Annotated in this window: 14 protein-coding genes and 1 tRNA gene; 10 read left to right on the forward strand and 5 right to left on the reverse strand. The window is 67.4% G+C overall.

Annotated features, from left to right (window positions below; genetic code table 11):
• Window positions 1-131 precede the first annotated feature (131 nt).
• Window positions 132-2,075, reverse strand: a complete 1,944-nt coding sequence (uvrC, locus tag OKA11_RS03380; protein WP_267219001.1) for an excinuclease ABC subunit UvrC — start codon at window positions 2,073-2,075, stop codon at window positions 132-134.
• A gap of 211 nt (window positions 2,076-2,286) precedes the next feature.
• A complete protein-coding gene (locus tag OKA11_RS03385) occupies window positions 2,287-4,911 on the reverse strand; it encodes a TonB-dependent receptor (RefSeq protein WP_267218811.1) in 2,625 nt (874 codons plus the stop codon).
• Window positions 4,912-5,333: 422 nt separating this feature from the next.
• Between OKA11_RS03385 and infA the strand changes: the two genes are divergently transcribed.
• From infA to OKA11_RS03410, 5 genes are all read left to right on the forward strand, one after another.
• On the forward strand, window positions 5,334-5,579 hold the full coding sequence (infA, locus tag OKA11_RS03390; protein WP_007014967.1) for a translation initiation factor IF-1: 246 nt from the start codon (window positions 5,334-5,336) through the stop codon (window positions 5,577-5,579).
• Window positions 5,560-6,216: a Maf family protein gene (locus OKA11_RS03395; protein WP_379489379.1), complete on the forward strand. Its 657-nt coding sequence runs from the start codon at window positions 5,560-5,562 to the stop codon at window positions 6,214-6,216. The genes infA and OKA11_RS03395 overlap by 20 nt, the downstream gene beginning before the upstream one ends.
• The gene (locus OKA11_RS03400; RefSeq protein WP_267218813.1) at window positions 6,209-7,213 is read left to right on the forward strand and encodes a ribonuclease E/G; all 1,005 of its coding nucleotides are present in this window, start codon (window positions 6,209-6,211) and stop codon (window positions 7,211-7,213) included. The genes OKA11_RS03395 and OKA11_RS03400 overlap by 8 nt, the downstream gene beginning before the upstream one ends.
• Window positions 7,210-7,404 (forward strand): DNA gyrase inhibitor YacG, encoded by a 195-nt coding sequence (locus OKA11_RS03405; RefSeq protein WP_267218814.1) that lies wholly within the window; start codon window positions 7,210-7,212, stop codon window positions 7,402-7,404. The genes OKA11_RS03400 and OKA11_RS03405 overlap by 4 nt, the downstream gene beginning before the upstream one ends.
• Before the next feature lie 99 nt (window positions 7,405-7,503).
• Window positions 7,504-7,579 (forward strand) — tRNA-Phe (locus OKA11_RS03410).
• 95 nt (window positions 7,580-7,674) lie between these two features.
• Here OKA11_RS03410 and OKA11_RS03415 read toward each other — a convergent pair.
• Window positions 7,675-8,967: a sensor histidine kinase gene (locus tag OKA11_RS03415; RefSeq protein WP_267218815.1), complete on the reverse strand. Its 1,293-nt coding sequence runs from the start codon at window positions 8,965-8,967 to the stop codon at window positions 7,675-7,677.
• 304 nt (window positions 8,968-9,271) lie between these two features.
• On the opposite strand from OKA11_RS03415, the gene OKA11_RS03420 reads away from it, so the two are divergent.
• The 3 genes from OKA11_RS03420 to OKA11_RS03430 are packed head-to-tail and all read left to right on the forward strand — an operon-like array spanning window position 9,272 to window position 15,082.
• The gene (locus OKA11_RS03420; RefSeq protein WP_267218816.1) at window positions 9,272-10,471 is read left to right on the forward strand and encodes an efflux RND transporter periplasmic adaptor subunit; all 1,200 of its coding nucleotides are present in this window, start codon (window positions 9,272-9,274) and stop codon (window positions 10,469-10,471) included.
• Between the two features lie 7 nt (window positions 10,472-10,478).
• Complete coding sequence (locus OKA11_RS03425) at window positions 10,479-13,676, forward strand: multidrug efflux RND transporter permease subunit (protein ID WP_267218817.1); 3,198 nt, start codon at window positions 10,479-10,481, stop codon at window positions 13,674-13,676.
• Entirely contained in the window at window positions 13,673-15,082 is a 1,410-nt protein-coding gene (locus OKA11_RS03430) for an efflux transporter outer membrane subunit (protein WP_267218818.1), read from the forward strand. Before OKA11_RS03425 ends, OKA11_RS03430 begins: the two co-directional genes overlap by 4 nt.
• A gap of 1 nt (window position 15,083) precedes the next feature.
• On the opposite strand, the gene OKA11_RS03435 is transcribed toward OKA11_RS03430, so the two are convergent.
• Together OKA11_RS03435 and OKA11_RS03440 are read right to left on the reverse strand one after the other, a co-directional pair.
• Window positions 15,084-16,121, reverse strand: a complete 1,038-nt coding sequence (locus OKA11_RS03435) for an NAD(P)H-dependent amine dehydrogenase family protein (RefSeq protein WP_267218819.1) — start codon at window positions 16,119-16,121, stop codon at window positions 15,084-15,086.
• A gap of 71 nt (window positions 16,122-16,192) precedes the next feature.
• Window positions 16,193-17,890 (reverse strand): MFS transporter, encoded by a 1,698-nt coding sequence (locus tag OKA11_RS03440; RefSeq protein ID WP_267218820.1) that lies wholly within the window; start codon window positions 17,888-17,890, stop codon window positions 16,193-16,195.
• 270 nt (window positions 17,891-18,160) lie between these two features.
• Between OKA11_RS03440 and OKA11_RS03445 the strand changes: the two genes are divergently transcribed.
• Entirely contained in the window at window positions 18,161-19,414 is a 1,254-nt protein-coding gene (locus OKA11_RS03445; protein ID WP_267218821.1) for an acetyl-CoA C-acetyltransferase, read from the forward strand.
• A 20-nt stretch (window positions 19,415-19,434) separates the two neighbouring features.
• Window positions 19,435-19,923, forward strand: coding sequence for a MarR family winged helix-turn-helix transcriptional regulator (locus OKA11_RS03450; protein WP_267218822.1), 489 nt, complete (start codon window positions 19,435-19,437; stop codon window positions 19,921-19,923).
• Window positions 19,924-19,985: the final 62 nt, after the last annotated feature.

The raw sequence follows: 19,985 nt of genomic DNA on the forward strand, positions 1-19,985 counted from the left end.
CGCCGCGCCAGTCATGCGCGCGTGGTAGCGCGAAGGCACGGAGCGAGCCAACCACGCCCCATGTCGTTCGTCGATTGGAATCGGCGGTTCGTCATTGCACCGCCCCGTCCATGGCCGCGGCAGGCGCCCGATCACCCGCCCGGATGGTAGAAATCGTAGATCGTCTGCGCCACCGCCGCGCTGACGCCGGGCGCGCGCTGGAGGTCTTCCAGACTGGCCGCCCTCACCTTGCCCGCCGTGCCGAAGTGCAGCAGCAGCGCGCGCTTGCGCGCCGGGCCGATGCCGGGGATCTCGTCCAGCGGACTGGCCGTGATCGCGCGGCTGCGCTTGGCCCGGTGGGCGCCGATGACGAAGCGGTGAACCTCGTCGCGCAGGCGCTGGAGATGGAACAAGAGCGGCGAATTGACCGGCAGCATCTTCTCGCGCCCGTCGGGGAAGTGGAACACCTCGCGCCCCTCGCGCCCGTGGTTGGGGCCCTTGGCGATGGCGATGAGGTTGACGTCCTCGATGCCGAGTTCCTCCAGCGCGTCCTTCACCGCGCTCATCTGCCCCTTGCCGCCGTCGATCAGCACGAGGTCGGGCCAGGTGCCGCTTTCACGCTCCGGGTCTTCCTCCTGCACCCGGCCGAAGCGGCGGGTCATGACTTCGCGCATCATCGCAAAGTCGTCGTTCGACTGCGCCTCGCGGATGTTGAACTTGCGGTACTGGCTGGTGAGGAAGCCCTCCGGCCCCGCCACCACCATGGCGCCGACCGCCTTGCTGCCCTGAATGTGCGAGTTGTCGTAGACTTCCACGCGCTGCGGCAGGTCCGGCAGTTCGAGGAATTCGGCCATCTCGCGCCAGATCTTCGCCTGCGATCCGCGTTCTGCCATGCGCCGGTCGAGCGCCTCGACCGCATTGCGCAGGGCCTGATCCATCAGCCGGCGGCGGTTGCCGCGCTGAGGGACCGAGATCTCGACCTTGCCGCCCGCCAGTTCGCGGAACGCCTCGGCCATGAGTTCGGCCTCGGGCAGTTCGCGGTCGACCAGGATCGTGCGCGCGGGCGGCACTTCCTCGTAGAACTGGGCGAGAAAGCTCTGGAACACCTCTTCTTCCGACAGTCCCTCGGTATGGCTCGGGAAGAACGCGCGGTGCCCCCAGTTCTGGCCGCCGCGAATGAAGAAAGCCTGCACGCCGATCTGGCCGTTCTTCGCCGCCATCGCGAAGATGTCGGCGCTGTCCATGCCCTCGGCATTGATTGCCTGGCTGCCCTGGATGAAAGTCGCCGCGCGCAGGCGGTCGCGCAGCATCGCCGCGCGCTCGAAGTCCAGCGCTTCGGCGGCTTCGGCCATCTGGCTCTCGATCTTCTTCTGCACCGCGCTCGACTTGCCGCCGAGGAAGTCCTTGGCCTCCTTGACGAGTTCGCCGTAGCCCGCCTCGTCGATGCGGCCGACACAGGGCGCCGAGCAGCGCTTGATCTGGTACAGCAGGCAGGGCCGGTCGCGCCGCGCAAAGAAGCTGTCGGTGCAGGAGCGCAGCAGGAACAATTTTTGCAGCGCGTTGATCGTGGTGTTGACCGATCCGGCGCTGGCGAAGGGGCCATAGTAATTGCCCTTCATCTTGCGCGCGCCGCGGTGCTTCATGATGCGCGGAAACGCATGCTCGGCGCGCAGCAGGATGAAGGGGAACGATTTATCGTCGCGCAGCAGCACGTTGTAGGCGGGGCGGAAGCGCTTGATCAGCTGCGCTTCCAGCAGCAGCGCCTCGGCCTCGGAATTGGTGGTGACGATGGTCATGCTGCGCGTCTGGCTGACCATGCGCTGCAGGCGGATCGGCAGGCGTTCCCACTGCGTGTAATTGGTCACGCGGTTGCGCAGCACACGGGCCTTACCGACATAGAGCACGTCGCCGCGCGCGTCCTGCATGCGGTAGACGCCGGGTTTGGCGGGCAGCGTGCGCACGACCTCGCGGATCGCCTCCACGCCTTTCATCAGGTCGGGCTGGTCTGAACCGCGCAGGGCCGAGGTCGCCTGCTCCTCGTTGAAGCGTGCGGTGCCCTTGGGGTGTTCGGGAGTTCCGGCAGGTGTTCGCGCCATGCCCGCCAGATAGGCTATCCGTTCCGCAACGGGTAGTCCCGGCACGGATCAATCCTCAGAGTCCGTTTGAAAAGTGCCGGTGGGGCATTTTTGATGCGGCACCGGGGCCCTCCGCCACCCTGCCACCCGCAGGATACTGCTTATGGGTGGCAGGTTGGGGGAGCGGCCCGGCGGCGCGAAATTCGCCTGTGGCGAATTTTCAAACAAATTCTCAGAACATCTTGCGCACATCGATCCCGATCACGCGGCCCTGCGGACTGCGATAGGCGCGCTGGTAGGCGATCGGCGTCAGGCCATTGTCATCGGTGACCTTCTGGCGCGAATCGAGCAGGTTGTCGGCCACCAAAGATACGCGCATGCCTTTGAGGAACGGCACTTTCTTCACCAGCTCTTCCTTGCGGCCGAGATCGGCGAAGATGCGCAGGTTGGCCACGAAGGTGCTGCCGAAGCGCAAGTCGGTGCTGCCCGGCGCGCCGGTGCCGTCCACCGTGCTGGGCGCATCCCACTCGGCCTTCAGGCGGAAGCCGTAGCCGTTGGAGAACAGGCCGCCCTCGGCCTCGATGGCATGGCGCGGCACCCCGCCCGCCGTCAGCGCCTCGCCGTTCAACTGGTCGAGTTCGGGCACGCCCTCGGCGATCCGCACCCGGTCGGTAAAGCGCCAGGTGTGGTAAATCGAGAGGTTCCAGCGGGTGCCCTGCGGCCCGCGACCACCGCCCATCATCGGCGGCGGACCGCCAGAACCACCAGGGCCTCGATTACCGGCACCGGCACCGGCCGATCCCCCCGAAGGAGGCCCGCCCGGCGGCGGCCCGCCAAATCCGCCCGGACCGCCCTGCCCTTGCCCGCCGATGCTGCCCGAGAGATTGAGCCCCCAGCGGATGCGCGAGCTGGTTTCCTGATCGAAGGTCACCGCACGGCGGTCCAGCGCGATCAGGTTACCGTCGGCATCGCGCGTCACCCGGCCCGCGAAGGCGGATTCCACCGCCGGGGTCAGCATCGGGAAGGCCTCGGAGACGTCGTTCGATCGGTTGTGGAAGTACTCCACCATCAGGTTGGAGCGCTGCAGGAACGGCAGTTGCCAGGTCGCCCCCAGCTTGATGTCGCGCTGCTTCTCCTTGACCAGATCGGGATTGCCGCCGCTCGTCACCGTCACCAGCGCCGTGCGGTTCTGGGTGAAGTCGTAGACCGAGACGTTGTAGGTCTGCACGATCGGCGCGCCGAGCTGGGTGAGCGTGGGCGCCGCTTCCTCGACGATATAGCTTGCCTGGAAGCTCAGCCTGTCGGTCGGCGCCCAGGTGACACCCGCGCTCCAGTTGTAGAGCGTGCCGAAGTCCGAGAGGTGATCGAGCCCGCCGCTGAGGTTCAGCGTGATGTCGCCCACCGCCCCCAGCGCATCGCGGCTGCGGCTGGTCAGCGGCAGCGCGAGGTTGACGAGCCCCGAGAGATCGCCGCGCGTCAGGCCGATCCTGCCGAACTGCGAGGCGGAATTGTCGCTGCTGCTATGGGTATAGTCGTAGCCGCCCTTGAACGTCAGGTTGGCATCGCCCGCGGGCATCGCGAAAGGACGGCCGGAAAGCGTCGCCATCGAGGACAGCGTCGCGGTGCGGTTGCGCGCCTCGTCCACGCCGGCACCCGGCACGAACGGCAGCGCCCCGTCGATCGCCAGATCGCCCGCCGCCGCCGCCACGACCAGACCCGAGGTATCCCGGCGCCGGTCGGTGTCGGTCTGGGTGATCGTGTAGCCGGCATCATTGGTGACGTTGAAGTTCCAAGTGCCGAGCATGCGACTATAGCCAAGCCCGGCCTGGAACTGGTTGGTCTCCACCCGTGTCGCCAGCGGATCGGGCAAGGCGCGGATCGCCGAATCGCCGTCCTGCACCAGCGTGACCGTATCGAGGCCCGACCAGCTGTTGGCGACCGAATGCGTGAAGGCGGCGTTGGTGGTGAACGAGCCGTCGAGGCCGTCCTTGCCGATGCCCTGCGTCATCGTCGCGTTGAGCGCGAATTCGGAATCGGCTGCCGCAAGGCTGCGATAACGCGCCGGGCTGGGATCCCCCGCGACGGTGGGAACGCTGCCCTCGGCCTGGGTGACGTTGCGCTCGTTCTCGGTGAGCATCGAGGTATCGGTATACTTGGCGCTGACGTTGTAGCGGCGCGGCCCGGCCACCTTGAACAACCCGGTCTGCGCTTCGTAATTGTCATAGCCGCCGCGTGTCGGGCGGTTGTACTCCCCGGCGAGCGTCGCGGCGTCGAACTTCTTCTTGAGGATGATGTTCACGACCCGCTGGTTGGCAGCATAGCCGAAACGCAGGGCGACTTCCTCGGGCAGGACTTCCAGACGGCGGATCGCCTCGGGGGGAATGTCGCGCATCTCGCGGAAGCTGGTGATCCGCTGGCCGTTGACCAGCATCACCGGCCCGCCGCTTCCCCGCCCGCGGCCGCTGCCGGTCTGCGGCGAGATCGCATCGATCAATTCGCTGATCGAGTTGACGCCGTAAGCGGCAATGTCGTCCTCGTCGAAGGTCTGGATCGGCTGCTGCGGCACATCGAGCTGCCCCGCGACCCGCGCCGCGGTGACGACGATGTCCTTGCCGCGCGTGGTGGGCACGATCGTCACCGTGCCTTGCGCATTCGCCTCCGCTTCGGGATCCGATTCCGGCGCCGCGGAACTGGCCGGCGCGCCTTCGGCGCCACCGGGCGCTTCCGCCGCATCATCGTGCACAGTGCTCAGCCTGCAGGTGGACACCACCGGCCCATCCTGCGCATGGGCCAGGACAGGAGCCATCGCCGACAGGCTGACGCCCGCCGCAAAGGCGATCGTATGAACACTACGCAACTCGGATCTCCGCCAAAAGACAGGGTCGCTATTCCCCGCAGGGCAGATGCCGCGAGTGCGAAACAGCCGCAAGCCGACCTGCGGTAACATTTTGTCGCAAGGGCCGTACAAGAGACCGTTTGGAAATTCGCGAAAGCGAATTTCGCGGCACCGGCCCGCTCCCGTCCCGAAGAACTCAAAAAGGTCCGGGGGACCTTTTTGCTGAGGGGGCCGACCGCCCATCGGCAGTATCCTGTGGGTGGTCGGGTGGGGGAGCGGGCCGGTGCCGGACCAAAAATGCCCTTTCGGGCATTTTGCAAACAGACTCCAAGAAGGTGAAATCCGGTCAATTCAACCGAATGTTCGCCAAGGCTTCCATTTTCGGCGAGTCGTGGCTATGTCGCGCCCCAACGACAAAGCTAGCTTACGGATATTGATCGCCGATGGCGAAAGAAGAACTTCTCGAAATGCGCGGCCGTGTGGTCGAACTGCTTCCCAACGCGATGTTCCGCGTCGAGCTCGAAAATGGCCACGAGATCCTGGGCCACACCGCCGGCAAGATGCGCAAGAACCGCATCCGCGTGCTCGTCGGTGACGAGGTCCTCGTCGAACTGACCCCTTACGACCTTACCAAGGGCCGTATCACCTACCGCTTCATGCCTGGTCGCGGTGGCCCCGGTCAGTACTGATGCCGCGTCCCCTGAAGGGGACGCTATCGTTTCGGCTGGCCCCATTCCGGTGGACGACGTTTCCGGCGGACCGCGCCTGCTGCTTGCCTCGGCGAGCCCGCGTCGGCGCGAACTGATCGCGCGGCTTGGCGTGACGCCGCACGCCGTCGTCGCCGCCGACATCAACGAGACGCATGACCCGCGCGAACATCCGCGCGCCTACGCCCGCCGCATGGCGCGCGAGAAGGCGCTGGCGGTGACTGCGGACGCCATGCATGTCCTGGCAGGCGACACGGTGGTTGCCTGCGGACGCCGCGTGCTGCCCAAGGCCGAGGACGAGAAGACCGCACGCGAATGCCTCGCGCTGCTCTCGGGCCGCCGCCACCGCGTGCTTTCCGCCATTGCCCTCAGATCCCCCGACGGCACCCTGCGCGAGCGGCTGTCCGAAACGATCGTCTGCTTCAAGTCGCTCTCGAAGGATGAGGTCGAGGCCTATATCGCCGGCGGCGAGTGGCACGGCAAGGCAGGCGGTTATGCCATCCAGGGCAGCGCCGAAGGGCTGATCACCTGGATTTCCGGCAGCCATTCCGGCGTCGTCGGCCTCCCCCTGTTCGAAACGCGCGCGCTGCTCAAGGCAGCCGGCTTCGCCATTGGCTGAATGGCTGGTCGAGGACGGGATCGGCGAGACCCGCGCGGTCCTCGTCGATCACGGCACCGTTCTGGCCGCCCGGCTGGAATGGCACACCGGCCTGAAGTCCGGCGAAGTGGCCGATGCCGTGCTTGTCAGTCGCAGCAAGGGGGCGAAGCGCGGCACCGCCCGCTTCCCCTCGGGCGAGGAAGCACTGGTCGACGCACTTCCCGCCGACGCCAGTGAAGGCGCACCGATCCGGCTGATCGTCACCCGCGCCGCGATGGCCGAGACCGGCCGCCTCAAGCGCGCCCAGGCGCGGCCCAGCGCACTGGCCCCGCGCCCGGCCCCCGCGCTCAGCGAATCGCTGCGCGCTGACGGCATGCCCGTACGCCGCCTGCGCAACTTTGCCGGAAATCCCGGCCCCGAATCCCCCCGGCCCGAAGATCCGTGGCCCGAACTCTTCGCCGAGGCCTTTGCGGGCGAAGTGCTGTTCGACGGCGGCGCACTGCTGGTCATCCCGACCCCGGCGATGACGCTCATCGACATCGACGGCACCCTGCCCCCTGCCGCCCTTGCCCGTGCGGCCGTGCCGGCAATCGCCCGTGCGCTGGAACAGTTTGACCTTGGCGGATCGATCGGCATCGATTTCCCGACGCTGGAGCGCAAGGACGAGCGCAAGGCCGTCGACCAGGCGCTGGCCGAAGCGCTCGATCACTGGCCGCACCAGTCCACGGCAATGAACGGGTTCGGCTTCGTGCAGCTCGTCGCCCGGCTGGAACGCCCCTCGATTCTCCACCGCCTGCGCCACGATCCTGCGGGTGCCTGCGCCCGCCTGCTGCTGCGCCAGGCCGAGCGTGTCGCGCAGCCGGGCACCCTCCTGCTCACCGCCCATCCCCGCGTGCGGGCCAAAGTCCTGCCGCAGTGGGAGGCCGAACTCGCCCGCCGCACCGGCCGCGCCCTGCAATGGCGCGAGGACGCCGCGCTTGCGCTCACCGGCGGATTCGCGCAGGCGATCACGTCATGACCACCAAGACCCGCAAGTGCCCGATCTGCGGCAATCCGCGCAGCGAAGAGCACACCCCGTTCTGTTCCAAGGGCTGCCGCGACCGCGATCTGCTGAAATGGCTCGACGACGGCTATGCCCTGCCCGGCCAACCCGCCGACCCGGACCTGCCCGAGCTGTCGCAATCGCATATTTTTCCACAGGACGATTGAGACCCGATGTCATTTTAAGGTTGCCAAGGTCCGCTGCCTTCGCCATAGGCCCGCCACCGACACGGTACGGACGCTTCGGCACCGCACCGGACCAGGGATGCCCGGGTAGCTCAGTTGGTAGAGCACATGACTGAAAATCATGGTGTCGGCGGTTCGATCCCGTCCCCGGGCACCACTTCCTCATCAGGAAGTGGTGCCTTTTCCTTTTCCGCTCCCTGAAATTTCGCAGCGCCCTGCCAGACGTCCAGTAGGGTCAGGCCTCGGGTATGGTCAGGCCTCGGGTATGGTCAAACTGGCCCTCAGGCCGCCTTCCGCTCGCTCCACGAAGGACAGCTTGCCGCCAAACCGCATCATCAAACGGTGCGCGGTGGGAATGCCCAGGCCGAATCCCGGCGTATCGCGGCTGCGCGCCTCGTCGAGGCGGAAGAACGGCGTCAGCACGTCCTCGAAGTGCGCTGCGGGAATGCCGGGGCCGGAATCCTCGACCTCGATCTCCCATGCGCCGGAAATCCGGCCGATCCGCACATCCGCCTCGCCGCCATAACGCACGGCATTCTCCACCAGCGCCGCCAGCGCCAGGCGAACCGGTTCCGCATAAGTGGTGACAATGGCCGCCTTCGGCCCCAGCACATGGACCCGCCCCGCATAAGGCGCCGCGACCGCGCCGGTCAGCGCCGCGAGATCGACCGCCTCGGCCTCGCTGGCCAGATGCTGGGCACGCAGATAGCCCTGAAGCGAGGCCAGCAGCCCCTCCATCTCATCGATGCTGCCCGCCACGATCTCGGAGATCTCGCGGTCGTCGATAAGATCCACCGCAACCCGCTGGCGCGCCAGCGGCGTGCGCAAGTCATGGCTGATCGCCTCGAACGAGCGCGCCTGATCCTCGAGCAGCCGGGCGATGCGCTCCTGCATCATGTTCATGGCATGGGCGAGGTTCTGCAGGTCCTCGGGACCGCGCTCGTCGATCTCCACGCGCTGGCCGTGGCCGATGGCATCGGCGGCCAGCGCAAGGCGCCTCAGCGGCCGGGTCAGCAGCCGCAGCAAGAGCAGCCCCACCGCAAGACAGGCGAGCGCAGTGAAGAACGTCAGGATCGTTGCCCTCAGCGCGATCGGCCACATTGCCCCGAAGTCGCGCGAACGGAAGTTCAGCCACTGTCCGTCGGCAAGGCGAATCGAGCCCACCAGATCGCGCCCGCCCCCGTGCTTGTCCGCGAAGGCAAGATGCAGCGGCCGCGCCGCCAGACCCGGCTCCCAGTGCACGACCTGCCCCGCGATCAGCTGCAGCGTCCGCCCCTGTCCCATGTGCGGCACCGCAGGCACGGCATCCACGCGCGCATCGAGATGCCGCGTCGACATCACCCCGGCCGTTCGCTGCGCGTCCAGACGGTGCAGCCGGTCGCTCACCACCAGCAATTCGGCGATGCGCCGCGCGTGATCCTCGCGCAGCGTCTGACGGTCGATGGCCTGATAGAAGGCGATGCTGCCTCCCAGTTGCACCAGCCCGAGCAGGAGCAGCAACGACGCGGCCTGCACGGCCAGACGGGGCGAACGGAAATGCGGCACTCTCACCTCTCTTCTCGGCAGCGCCATGCTCCATCGTTCCGCCTGCGCGGGGGCAGCGCCTTGGACCCCGGCTCCCACCCGCATGCCGCCGCGTCAATGCCAGGCGCACCGACAGCAACGATTTGACATGGCTCGAACCTTCCCCGTTCTAGCGGGAAAATCGCCAGCCTGCGCCACACAATTGCATAAATGTGCATTCGGTCACAAATTGTCGCACTTGCGAATTGCCGTCTTGCGGTCGTCGCCGATTGCCTCGATAGCTCGCGCACTTTTCCGTGATCGGGTGCGCAACTTGAAATCGACCATGCCTTTGACGATTCCAGCCCCTCTTTCCGCCCTTCCCTTCCGCCGGACCGCGCTGACGCTGGTCATCGCCTCGCTGCTTGTCAGCTGCTCGGGCGAAAAGAAGGATGACAAGCGCCCGCCCACGCAAGTCGGCTACATCGTCGCCCAGCCCTCGACGGTGCCCGTCGCGGTGACGCTGAGCGGCCGCACCGTGGCCTATGAGACCAGCGAAGTGCGCCCGCAGGTCACCGGCGTGATCGTCAAGCGCTTCTTCACCGAGGGCACCCTCGTGAAGGCCGGGCAGCCGCTCTACCAGATCGACCCCAGCCTCTACCGCGCCGCGGTGAACCAGGCCTCCGCCGACCTCGCCAGTGCCCGTGCCACGGCCGAGGCCGCCGGCGCCAAGGCCCAGCGCTACAAGCCGCTGGCCGACATGGAGGCCGTGGCCAAGCAGGACTACGCCGATGCACTGGCGACCGCGCGCTCGGCCAAGGCCTCGATCGCGCAGAACGCCGCCACGCTCGACACCGCGAAGATCAACTTGCGCTTCACCACCGTGCCGGCGCCGATCAGCGGCCGCATCGGCCGCTCGCTGATCACCGTCGGCGCGCTGGCCAGCGCCAGCCAGACCGATTCGCTCGCGGTGATCCAGCGCATGGACCCGATCTACGTCGACATGCAGCAGTCCGCCGCCGAAATCACCGCGCTGCGCCGCAAGCTGGCGGCCGGCGGCGTCATCCCCGGCAGCACCACCGTGCACCTCACCTTCGATGACGGCAGCCAGTACGCGCTGCCCGGCACCGTGCGCTTCTCCGAAGTGACCGTGGACGAGGGCACCGGCACCGTGACCCTGCGCGCCGAGTTCCCGAATCCCGACGGCCTGCTGCTTCCCGGCATGTTCGTCTCGGCGGTGTTCGACCAGGCCAACGACCCCAATGCCTTCCTCGTGCCACAGAACGCCGTGCAGCGCGATTTCGACGGCTCGGCTTACGTCATGGTAGTCGGTGCCGACGGCAAGGCGGCGCGCCGCAAGATCGAGACCAACCGGACGAACGGGCCCAACTCGGTCGTGACCTCCGGCCTGCAGCGCGGCGACAAGGTGATCGTCCAGGGTCTCAATGGCCTGAAGCAAGGCGCCGAGATCAAGGCCGTGCTTTCCACCGCGCCGCAGGAAGTGAAGCCCCAGTCCGGCAAGCCCGGCGCAGCCAAGGGCCACTGATCCTCCCATGTCGCGCATCTTCATCGACAGGCCGATCTTCGCGTGGGTCCTTGCCATCATCGTGATGATGGCGGGGCTCGGCGCCCTCGCCTTCCTGCCCAACGAGCAGTACCCCGACATCGCCCCGGCCCAGGTCAACATCCGCGCGACCTACAACGGCGCCTCGGCGGAAACGATCGAGAACAGCGTCACCCAGGTGATCGAGCAGCAGCTGACCGGCATCGACGGCCTGCTCTACTTCTCGTCGCAGTCCTCGAACCGCGGCCAGGCGACGATCAGCGCGGTCTTCGCCAAGGGCACCGATCCCGACATCGCCCAGGTCCAGGTCCAGAACAAGGTCCAGTCCGCGCTCTCGCGCCTGCCGCAGGCGGTGCAAAGCCAGGGCGTGACGGTCACCAAGTCGAACCCCGACCAGCTGCTGATGGTCGGCGTCTACGACAAGAGCAACGGCCGTTCCAACCAGGACGTTTCCGACTACCTGACCTCGAACATCCAGGACCCGCTCTCGCGCATCGAGGGTGTCGGCGACGTCAACGTGTTCGGCGCCCCGCACGCGATGCGCATCTGGCTCGATCCCACCAAGCTGGCGGCGGTTTCGCTGATGCCCAGCGACGTGACCTCGGCCATCACCGCGCAGAACACCGAAGTCGCCGCGGGCGAGATCGGCGGCCTTCCCGCGCCGCAGGACCAGTCGATCGACGCCATCGTCACCGCCGGCTCGCGCCTGCAGACGGCCGACCAGTTCCGCGCCATCGTGCTCAAGACCAACACCGACGGCTCCACCGTGACCATCGGCGATGTCGCCCGTGTCGAGATCGGCGCGGAGAACTACAGCACGATCATGCGCATCGACGGCCATCCCGGCGCCGGCATCTCGATCTCGCTCTCGCCCGGCGCCGACGCGCTGGCGACGGCGGAGCGGGTCAAGTCGGCCATGGCCGATCTCGCCAAGGGCATGCCGGACGGCCTCGATTACACGTACGGCAGCGATTCCACCGCGTTCATCAAGCTCTCGGTGGCCGAAGTCGAGAAGTCGCTGTTCGAGGCGATCGTGCTGGTCGTGATCGTGATGTTCGTGTTCCTGCAAAGCTGGCGCGCCACGCTGATCCCCGCGATCGCGGTTCCGGTCGTGCTGCTGGGCACCTTTGCGGTGTTCTACGTCGCCGGTTTCTCGATCAACACGCTCACGCTGTTCGGCCTGGTGCTGGCGATCGGCCTTCTGGTCGACGATGCCATCGTCGTGGTCGAGAACGTCGAGCGACTGCTTGAGGAAAACCCGGGCATGACGCCCCGGCAGGCGACGATCCTGTCGATGCAGGAAATCCAGGTCGCGCTGGTCGCCATCGCGCTGGTGCTTTCGGCGGTGTTCCTGCCGATGGCCTTCTTCGGCGGATCGACCGGCGTGATCTACCGCCAGTTCTCGCTGACGATCGTCGTGGCCATGGTGCTCTCGGTGCTGGTGGCCCTGATCCTGAGCCCGGCGCTGACCGCCACCCTGCTCAAGCCCAAGACCGAGGGCGAGGAAGAACCCACCTGGGTGGACCGCCACCTGCCCTGGCTGGCACGCCTCTGGCACCGCTTCCACACCGGGTTCAACTCCGGCTTCGAGCGCATGACCAATGCCTATGCCCGCCGCGTCGAGCGTGTCGTGCAGCACAAGTGGCGCTGGCTGGGGCTGTTCGCGATCGCCTGCGTTGCCACCTTCATGCTGTTCCAGCGCCTGCCCACCGGCTTCCTCCCGAACGAGGACCAGGGCACGATCATGGTGCAGTGGCGCCTGCCGGCAGGCTCGCCGCGCACGCGCACCGAAGAAGTGCAGAAGCAGATCGAGACCTATTTCCAGACGTACGAGAAGCACAATATCGCGACAATGCTGTCGCTCTCGGGCGGCGGCATGGGCGCGTCGGGCCAGAACACCGGCTCCGCCTTCATCACCCTGGTCGACTGGGAAGAGCGCCCCGGCGCGAAGAACACCGCGGCCGCCATCGTCCAGCGCGCCAACGGCGCCTTCCGCGGGCTGCGCGACGCCCAGGTCTTCACGCTGGTACCCGGCGCGATCCGCGGCCTCGGCTCGTCCGCAGGCTTCACCATGGAACTGCAGAACCGTTCGGGCATGACCCGCGCGCAGTTCCAGCAGGCCCGTGACGAACTGCTGGCCAAGGCGGGCGAGGACAGCCGCCTCACCAACGTGCGCCTCAGCGACCTTCCGGACGTATCCACGCTCAAGGTGGCGATGAACACACGCGCTCTGACCACTTACGGGCTGACCGCCGCGAACGCCAACTCCACGCTGCAGACGGCCTGGGGCGGCACATACGTGAACGACTTCCTCGACAAGGGCCGCGTCAAGCGTGTCTACGTCCAGGGCGATGCGCAGTTCCGCTCGCGCCCCGAAGACCTCTCGCGCTGGTTCGTGCGCGGCACGGACGGGCAGATGGCACCGTTCTCGGCCTTCTCGTCGATCAGCTGGTCGACGGCGCCCAGTACCTCGTCGCGCTTCAACGGCCTGCAGGCCTACGAATTCTCGGGCACCCCGGCCTCGGGCGTCAGTTCGGGCACGGCGATGCAGATCATGGAAGACCTCGCCAGCCAGATCCCGGGCACCGCTGTCGCCTGGTCCGGCTCGTCCTATCAGGAGCGCCTCTCCTCGGGCCAGGGACCGATCCTTTACGCGCTGTCGCTGCTGGTCGTATTCCTCTGCCTTGCCGCGCTCTACGAGAGCTGGTCGATCCCGATTGCGGTGATCCTGATCATCCCGCTCGGCTTGCTGGGCGCGATCCTCGCGGTGACGCTGCGCGGCCTCGAAAACGACGTCTACCTCCAGATCGGCCTGCTGACGACGATGGGCCTTGCCGCCAAGAACGCGATCCTGATGATCGAGTTTGCCGAACAGGCCGAAAAGCAGGGCAAGCGCGTGATCGAGGCGGCGCTCGAAGCCGCGCGCATCCGCCTGCGTCCGATCCTGATGACCAGCTTCGCCTTTATCTTCGGCGTGCTTCCGCTTGCCGTCGCCAGTGGAGCCGGCGCCAACAGCCGCATCGCCATCGGCACCGCCGTCGTCGGCGGCATGCTGACGGCAACGCTGCTGGCGATCTTCTTCATCCCGCTGTTCTTCGTCATCGTTCGTCGCAGTGTCCGCGAAGGCATGGCCGTTGCACACCGCTATCTTCGCAATCGCCGCGCCGCCAAGGGAGACGCCGCATGATCCGCGCCCGCATGCTGAAGCGCATGGCGCTCACCCTGCCCGCGCTGGCACTTGCCGCCTGCTCGATGGCGCCGAAATACGTGCAGCCGCCGCTTCCCGCCCCGGCGTCATGGCCGGTGGGTGACGCCTATCTCGCGCAGAGCGAGGCCAGCCTGCCACTGGTGTCCTATTCGGACGTGTTCCGCGATCCACGCTTGCAGAAGCTGGTCGAACAGGCCCTCGCCAACAACCGCGACTTGCGGGTGGCCGCGGCCAACGTGGCAGCGGCACGGGCGCAAGTGCGCGTCACCCGCGCCGACCAGATCCCCGCGCTCGGCGTGACCGGATCGGGCACCCGCACGCAAGTGAACGGCTCGGGCGACAGCACCGCGCTGTCGCTCAAGGGCGGCATTTCCAGCTTCGAACTGGATTTCTTCGGCAAGTATGCAAGCGCCACGCAGGCCCAGCGCGATACCGCCGTCTCGACCGAAGCCGATGCCCGCACCGTGCGCCTCGGCCTCGTTGCCGATCTCGCGCAGGCCTGGGCCAATTACGGTGCCGATAGCGATCTCCTGAAGATCGCCGAGGCGACGGCCGCCAATGCCGAACGCTCGGTCACGCTGACCGGTGCCCGCCTCAAGGGCGGCATCGCCCCGCGCACGGACCTTCGGCAAGCGGAACAAGTTCTCGAGACCGCCCGAGGCGACCTCGCCGTGCAGAAGACCGCACTGGCGCAGGACATCAACGCGATCCGCCTGCTGGTGGGCGCCGACTTCGACCAGAGCCTGCTGCCCGGCGGCATCGACGAAGTGAACGCCTCGCTCGCCGTCCTGCCCGCCGGCACCAGCTCGCAGGTCCTGCTGCGCCGTCCGGACGTCGTCGAAGCCGAATACGCCCTGCGCGCCGCCAATGCCGACATCGGCGTGGCCCGCGCGCAGCTGTTCCCCTCGATCTCGATCACCGGCCTGCTCGGCTTTGCCAGCGGCGCGCTGTCCTCGCTGTTCGACAAGGGCGCATTCTCGGCAACGGCGGGCGCGGATGCCAGCTGGACGATCTTCAACGCCGGCGGCAAGGCCGCCAATGTCGACGTCTCGAAAGCCAAGCGCGATGCGGCGCTGGCGACCTACGAGAAGTCGATCCAGACCGCGTTCAGCGAAGTGGCCGATGCCCTGGCCGACCAGGGCACGCTTGCCGAGCGCCTGCGCGCGGCCAGCGCCTACTCCGGCGCGGCCGCCGACAGCGCGAAGCTGACCGAGGCCAGCTACAAGCAGGGCATCTCCAGTTCGCTCGACAACCTCGACGCCCAGCGCAGCCTCTATACCGCGCGCAAGCAGGAAATCGCGGTGCGCCTCGCCGTCGCCAGCAACCGCGTCACGCTCTACCGCGTGCTCGGGGGCGATCAGGCGACCGCGCCCGAGCAACGATAAGTCAGGCGAAGATCGGGACGATCTGTGGCAGGTCCACGGTCGTCCTGATCCCCGGCGCGGCGGCGCAGACGGCGGGAATCGCGTTGACCGGGCGATGCGCGGTGAGCCCCGGCGTGAAGGCCGCATAGTCCTCGGGCGCAACCGGGAAGGTGATTTCCATGCGCACCGGCGCATCGCCGCCGGTCGTCACCCGCCAGCCCGATTCCCGCAGATCCCAGTCCTGCTCGATTTCGGTGGTGACGTACCAGTTGGCGCGGAAACGCATGACCGGCTCGCCTCCGGAAAGACAGGTTATGGTCGTGCGCATCGCCCCGACCGTCCCCGCCGGCACCGTTCCCGCAGCGATGGCCAGATCCCGCTTGGTGGCCGAAAGCTCGCCGAAGGCCTCGATCGCATCGATCTCCAGCCCCATGGCATCAGCCACCTGCGACAGCGAAGCGCCGAACTCGCCTTTCAGATGCTCGGCCCGGCGCTGGTCGAACGGCGCCATTTCAGCCCCGAAGCCCATGACCTGGAACAGCATCTCGGGCGAATCGCGGCTGGAGACGTCGGCATATTCGTCGATGGTCAGCACGCCGTGGCGGCGCTCCAGCGAGAGCAAGGGGATAGCCAGCGCCTCGGTAACGAAACCGGGGCTCGATCCGGTCGAATGGATCGACGTGCCGCCCCTCGCGCAGGCCGCCTCGATGCGGGCGCGCAGGTCCTTGTCCATCAGCCGCGGATTGTGGAAGTCGCCGCGCGTGGTGACAACGTTCTTGCCCGATTCCAGCAGCGCGCAAAGCTCGTCCCAGTCGGTGCCCTGCCGCATGTAAAGCACGCAGTCGGCATCGAGCCTGACGATGTCCTCCAGCGAACCGGTCGCCTTCACCCCGGTCGCCGGCAGCCCGCAAAGCTCGCCGGCGTCCTTGCCGACCTTGCCGGGCGAGGACACCCACAGGCCCACCAGCTCCATGCGCGGATGCTCGATCACCGTGCGCAGTGCGCGGCTGCCGATGTTGCCCGTGGCCCATTGCACCACGCGCCAGATCCTGTCCTGCATTCGCTTCTCTCCCGATCCTTGCGTCATTTCGCCTGCCCCGCACGGCGGTGGCAATCCCCGGATGGGAACGCTCAGGGCGCGATCCAGCCCGTCGTTTCCTGCCGGGGATCGTAGGATTCCGCCTTCCAGCGCACCGATCCGAACGGCCGTTCCAGCTGGCGCCGCACCCGGCTTCCCTCCCGCCGCCGGTGGAAGGCATCGGCGGCGGCCTGCACCGCCAGATCGGCCTCGGTGAAGCGATCGCGCAGCCGCAGGTAATCGCCCCAGGTCGGGCAATGATACCGCTCGGTCCAGAGCGCCGGATCGGCGATGTCGCGGGCGATGGACCAGGCGAAGCCGCCGTTGCGCTTGCGCATCGACTGCATCTTCATCATCGCCGCATAGAAGTCCCGCGCGTGGGCGGGATCGACGTCGTAGTCGACCTCGATCACCACCGGACCGGAGCGCAGGGTCAGCGCCATGCCGACCTCGGGCTCATTGCCCAGCGGCATTTCCGAAGTGCCGCTCGCCCCTTCGCGCGCGATCGGCAGGACAAGACCGAGGAACGCCGTCGCGCCGACCGCCATGCCGGACACCAGCAGGGCATGGCCCACCCCGGTCTGCTGCGCGACCTGCCCCCAGACCCATGCGCCGATGCCGATCCCGGCCGTGATCGCCGAGGAAAACAGCGACAGCGCCCGCGCCGTCACCCAGCGCGGGGCGGAAAGCTGCACGGTCACGTTGATCATCGCGATGGTCAGGATGTTGCAGGCGCCGACCACCAGAAACGCCGCGCACGTCAGCATGACCGCGTGGCTGAAGCCGATGACGGCAAGCGCCGCGCCGGTGCCGATGGCGAACAGGCGCACCGCCCATTCGGTGGAGATCATCTCGCGAATGCGGCTGACGAACAGCGCCCCCGTCACGGCCCCAACCCCCTGCGCACCGAGCAGCAGGCCATATGTCGCCGCATCGCCGCGCAGCATGTCGCGCGCGATCAGCGGTGCCAGCGCCGAAGCGGTCGCGGTCGACAGGCCGAACGCGAAGACCCGCAGCAGCGCGGTCCGGATCGCCGGGGCGTGAAGCGCATAACGCGCCCCGCCCAGCATCGCGCGGTCCATGCGCTCGGGCGGCAGGCGCGATGGCACGTGCCGTCGCTGCCAGAGGAAAAACGCGAAGAACAGCGGCAGATAGAGCAGCGCGGTCATCCCGAACACCGCGCGCGCGCCGTAGGCGACCACGATCAATCCGCCCAGCGCCGGGCCGAAACTGCGCGCGACATTGTAGCTGATCGTCCCCAGCGCCACCGCGGCGGGCAAGTGCCCGCGCGAGACCTGCTCCGGGATCGAGGCCTGCCACGACGGCGAATAGAGCGCCACGCCGGCACCGATCAGCGCACAGAACAGCAACAGCATCGCCGGCGTCACCAGATCGAGGAAGGCGATCGCCGCCAGCATCGCGGCGCAGACCGCGCTGAAGGCAAGCCCGCTCATGGCGATGCGGCGGCGGTCGAACATGTCGGCAATGGCGCCTGCCGGAAGCGTGACGACCACCAGCGGCAGCATCATCGCGCTCTGCACCAGCGCCACCATCTCGGCCGAACTGGTGAGCCTGGTCATTTCCCAGGCCGCCCCGACGCCCAGGAAAAGCTGGCCAAAGTTGGAAAACAGGCTGGCCGTCCAGATCCGGCGGAATGTTCCCTCGCGCAAGGGAGCGAAGGCACCGCCCGGCGAACCGTGCTCCGGCGATGAAGCGCCCTCTTCCCCGTTCGGCGCGCTGCTCTGCGACACGCTCTTTCCCTTCGTCCTGCCCCTTGGCTCCTGACTGTCTCCGCGGCGCCGTCAGCGTCAAGCACGGCCACTGCGCCCGCGCGATGCATCGCCAGGCCGGAGAGGTTGACGCGTCAGGCACGAACTCCGATATGCTTTCATCTGAAAGCAATCGCCGCTGCGATAGGACACCCCCCTCCAATTGCAATTCCCCGGACCTGCCAGCATGACCTCGGCCAAAGGCGCCTCGACAGATCGCGCGCCTGCCCGGGACATTGAGGAGATCCGACCGTGAGCGAAGCCTGGATCATCGACACCGTGCGCACCCCGCGCAGCATCGGCAAGATGGGCAAGGGAGCCCTTTCGCAGATGCACCCCGAGCATCTGTCGGCCACCGTGCTGGCCGCCCTGAAGGAGCGCAACGGCTTCGACACCGCCGATGTCGACGACGTGATATGGGGCGTGTCCGCAGCCATCGGCCTGCAAGGCGGCGACATCGGCCGCATGGCCGCGCTCGATGCGGGGTATGACGTCAAGGCCGGCGGCGTCACCCTCAACCGCTTCTGCGGATCGAGCATCACCGCCACCAACCTCGCCGCCGCGATGATCATGTCGGGCATGTCGGACCTGATGGTGGCAGGCGGCATGGACATGCTCTCCTACGCCAATGCCCACGGCATGAAGATGCGCGAGGCCGGGCTCGGCAGCGCCGGCATGGGCGCGGGCAACCCCCGCCTCCAGGCCCGCCGCCCGCAGACCAACCAGGGCGTCGCCGCCGATGCCATCGCCGCGATGGAGGGCATCAGCCGCGCAGAACTGGAGGCGCTCGGCGTCGAAAGCCAGCGCCGCGCCGCCCTTGCCATCGCCGAGGGGCGCTTCCAGCGGTCCACCATCGCGGTGAAGGACGATGACGGCAACGTGATCCTCGACCACGAGGAATATCCCCGGCCCGACACCACCGCCGAAAGCCTCGCCCAGCTCAAGCCCGCGTTCGAGATGTTCTACGCCATGCCCTCCGCCCCCGGCGGCAAGACCTATCTGGAACTCGTTCACCAGGTCTACCCGGACCTCGACGTCAAGCCGATCCACCACGTCGGCATTTCCTCGGGCGTGGTCGACGGCGCATCGGCGATCCTGCTCGCCTCGAAGGACTATGCGCAAAAGCATGGCCTCAAGCCGCGCGCCCGCATCGTTGCCATGGCCGAGACCGGCGATTGCCCGACCCTGATGCTCAACGGCCCGGTCCCTGCGGCAAAGAAGGTGCTCGCCAAGGCCGGTCTTAGCAAGGACCAGATCGACGTCTGGGAAGTGAACGAGGCTTTTGCCGTCGTTGTCGAGAAGCTCATCCGCGATCTCGATCTCGACCGCGCCAAGGTGAACCCCAACGGCGGCTCGATCGCGCTGGGCCATCCGATCGGCGCGACCGGGGCGATCCTGATCGGCACCGCGCTCGACGAACTGGAACGCAGCGGCGGACGCTATGGACTGGTGACGATGTGCGCGGCAGGCGGTATGGCCCCCGCGATCATTATCGAACGAATTTAAGTCATTACAAGGAGATACATGTGGCAACCGAGGCGGAAGACAAACTGACGGGCAAACTGGGCGATGTCCTCAACGACAAGACCGAGAGCCCGCGCCGCCAGGTGAGCCTGCGCTTGACGGTGATCGCCCGCCTGCAGCGCAACAATTTCGACCGGCTTGTCACCGAACTCAACGTCACCCGCTCGCAATGGGCGATGATCGCGGTGGTGGCGCGCTATCCCGGATCGACCCAGCGCACCGTCGCCGAATATCTGGAGATGTCGGAAGCCTCCGCCGGCCGTCTGATCGACCGCCTCTGCGCCGACGGCCTGCTGGAACGGCGCGACCGCCGCGACGATCGCCGGGCGCGTTCGGTCTACGTCACCGACGCCGCGCATCCGCTGCTCGAAAAGCTCGGGCTGATCGCCGCCCAAGCCGAGGGCCGGATGTTCGCCGGTTTCTCGGACGCGGAAGTCGAACAGATGCGGGACTATCTCAACCGCATCTACGACAACGTCAGCCGCGGCTGACGCCTTCCCTCCTCCTTGGACGCACGAAAAAGGGCGGCACCGCGGTGCCGCCCTTTTCTGTG

The sequence above is a fragment of the Novosphingobium clariflavum genome, from assembly GCF_026420865.1.
Taxonomy (GTDB): Bacteria; Pseudomonadota; Alphaproteobacteria; order Sphingomonadales; family Sphingomonadaceae; genus Novosphingobium; species Novosphingobium clariflavum.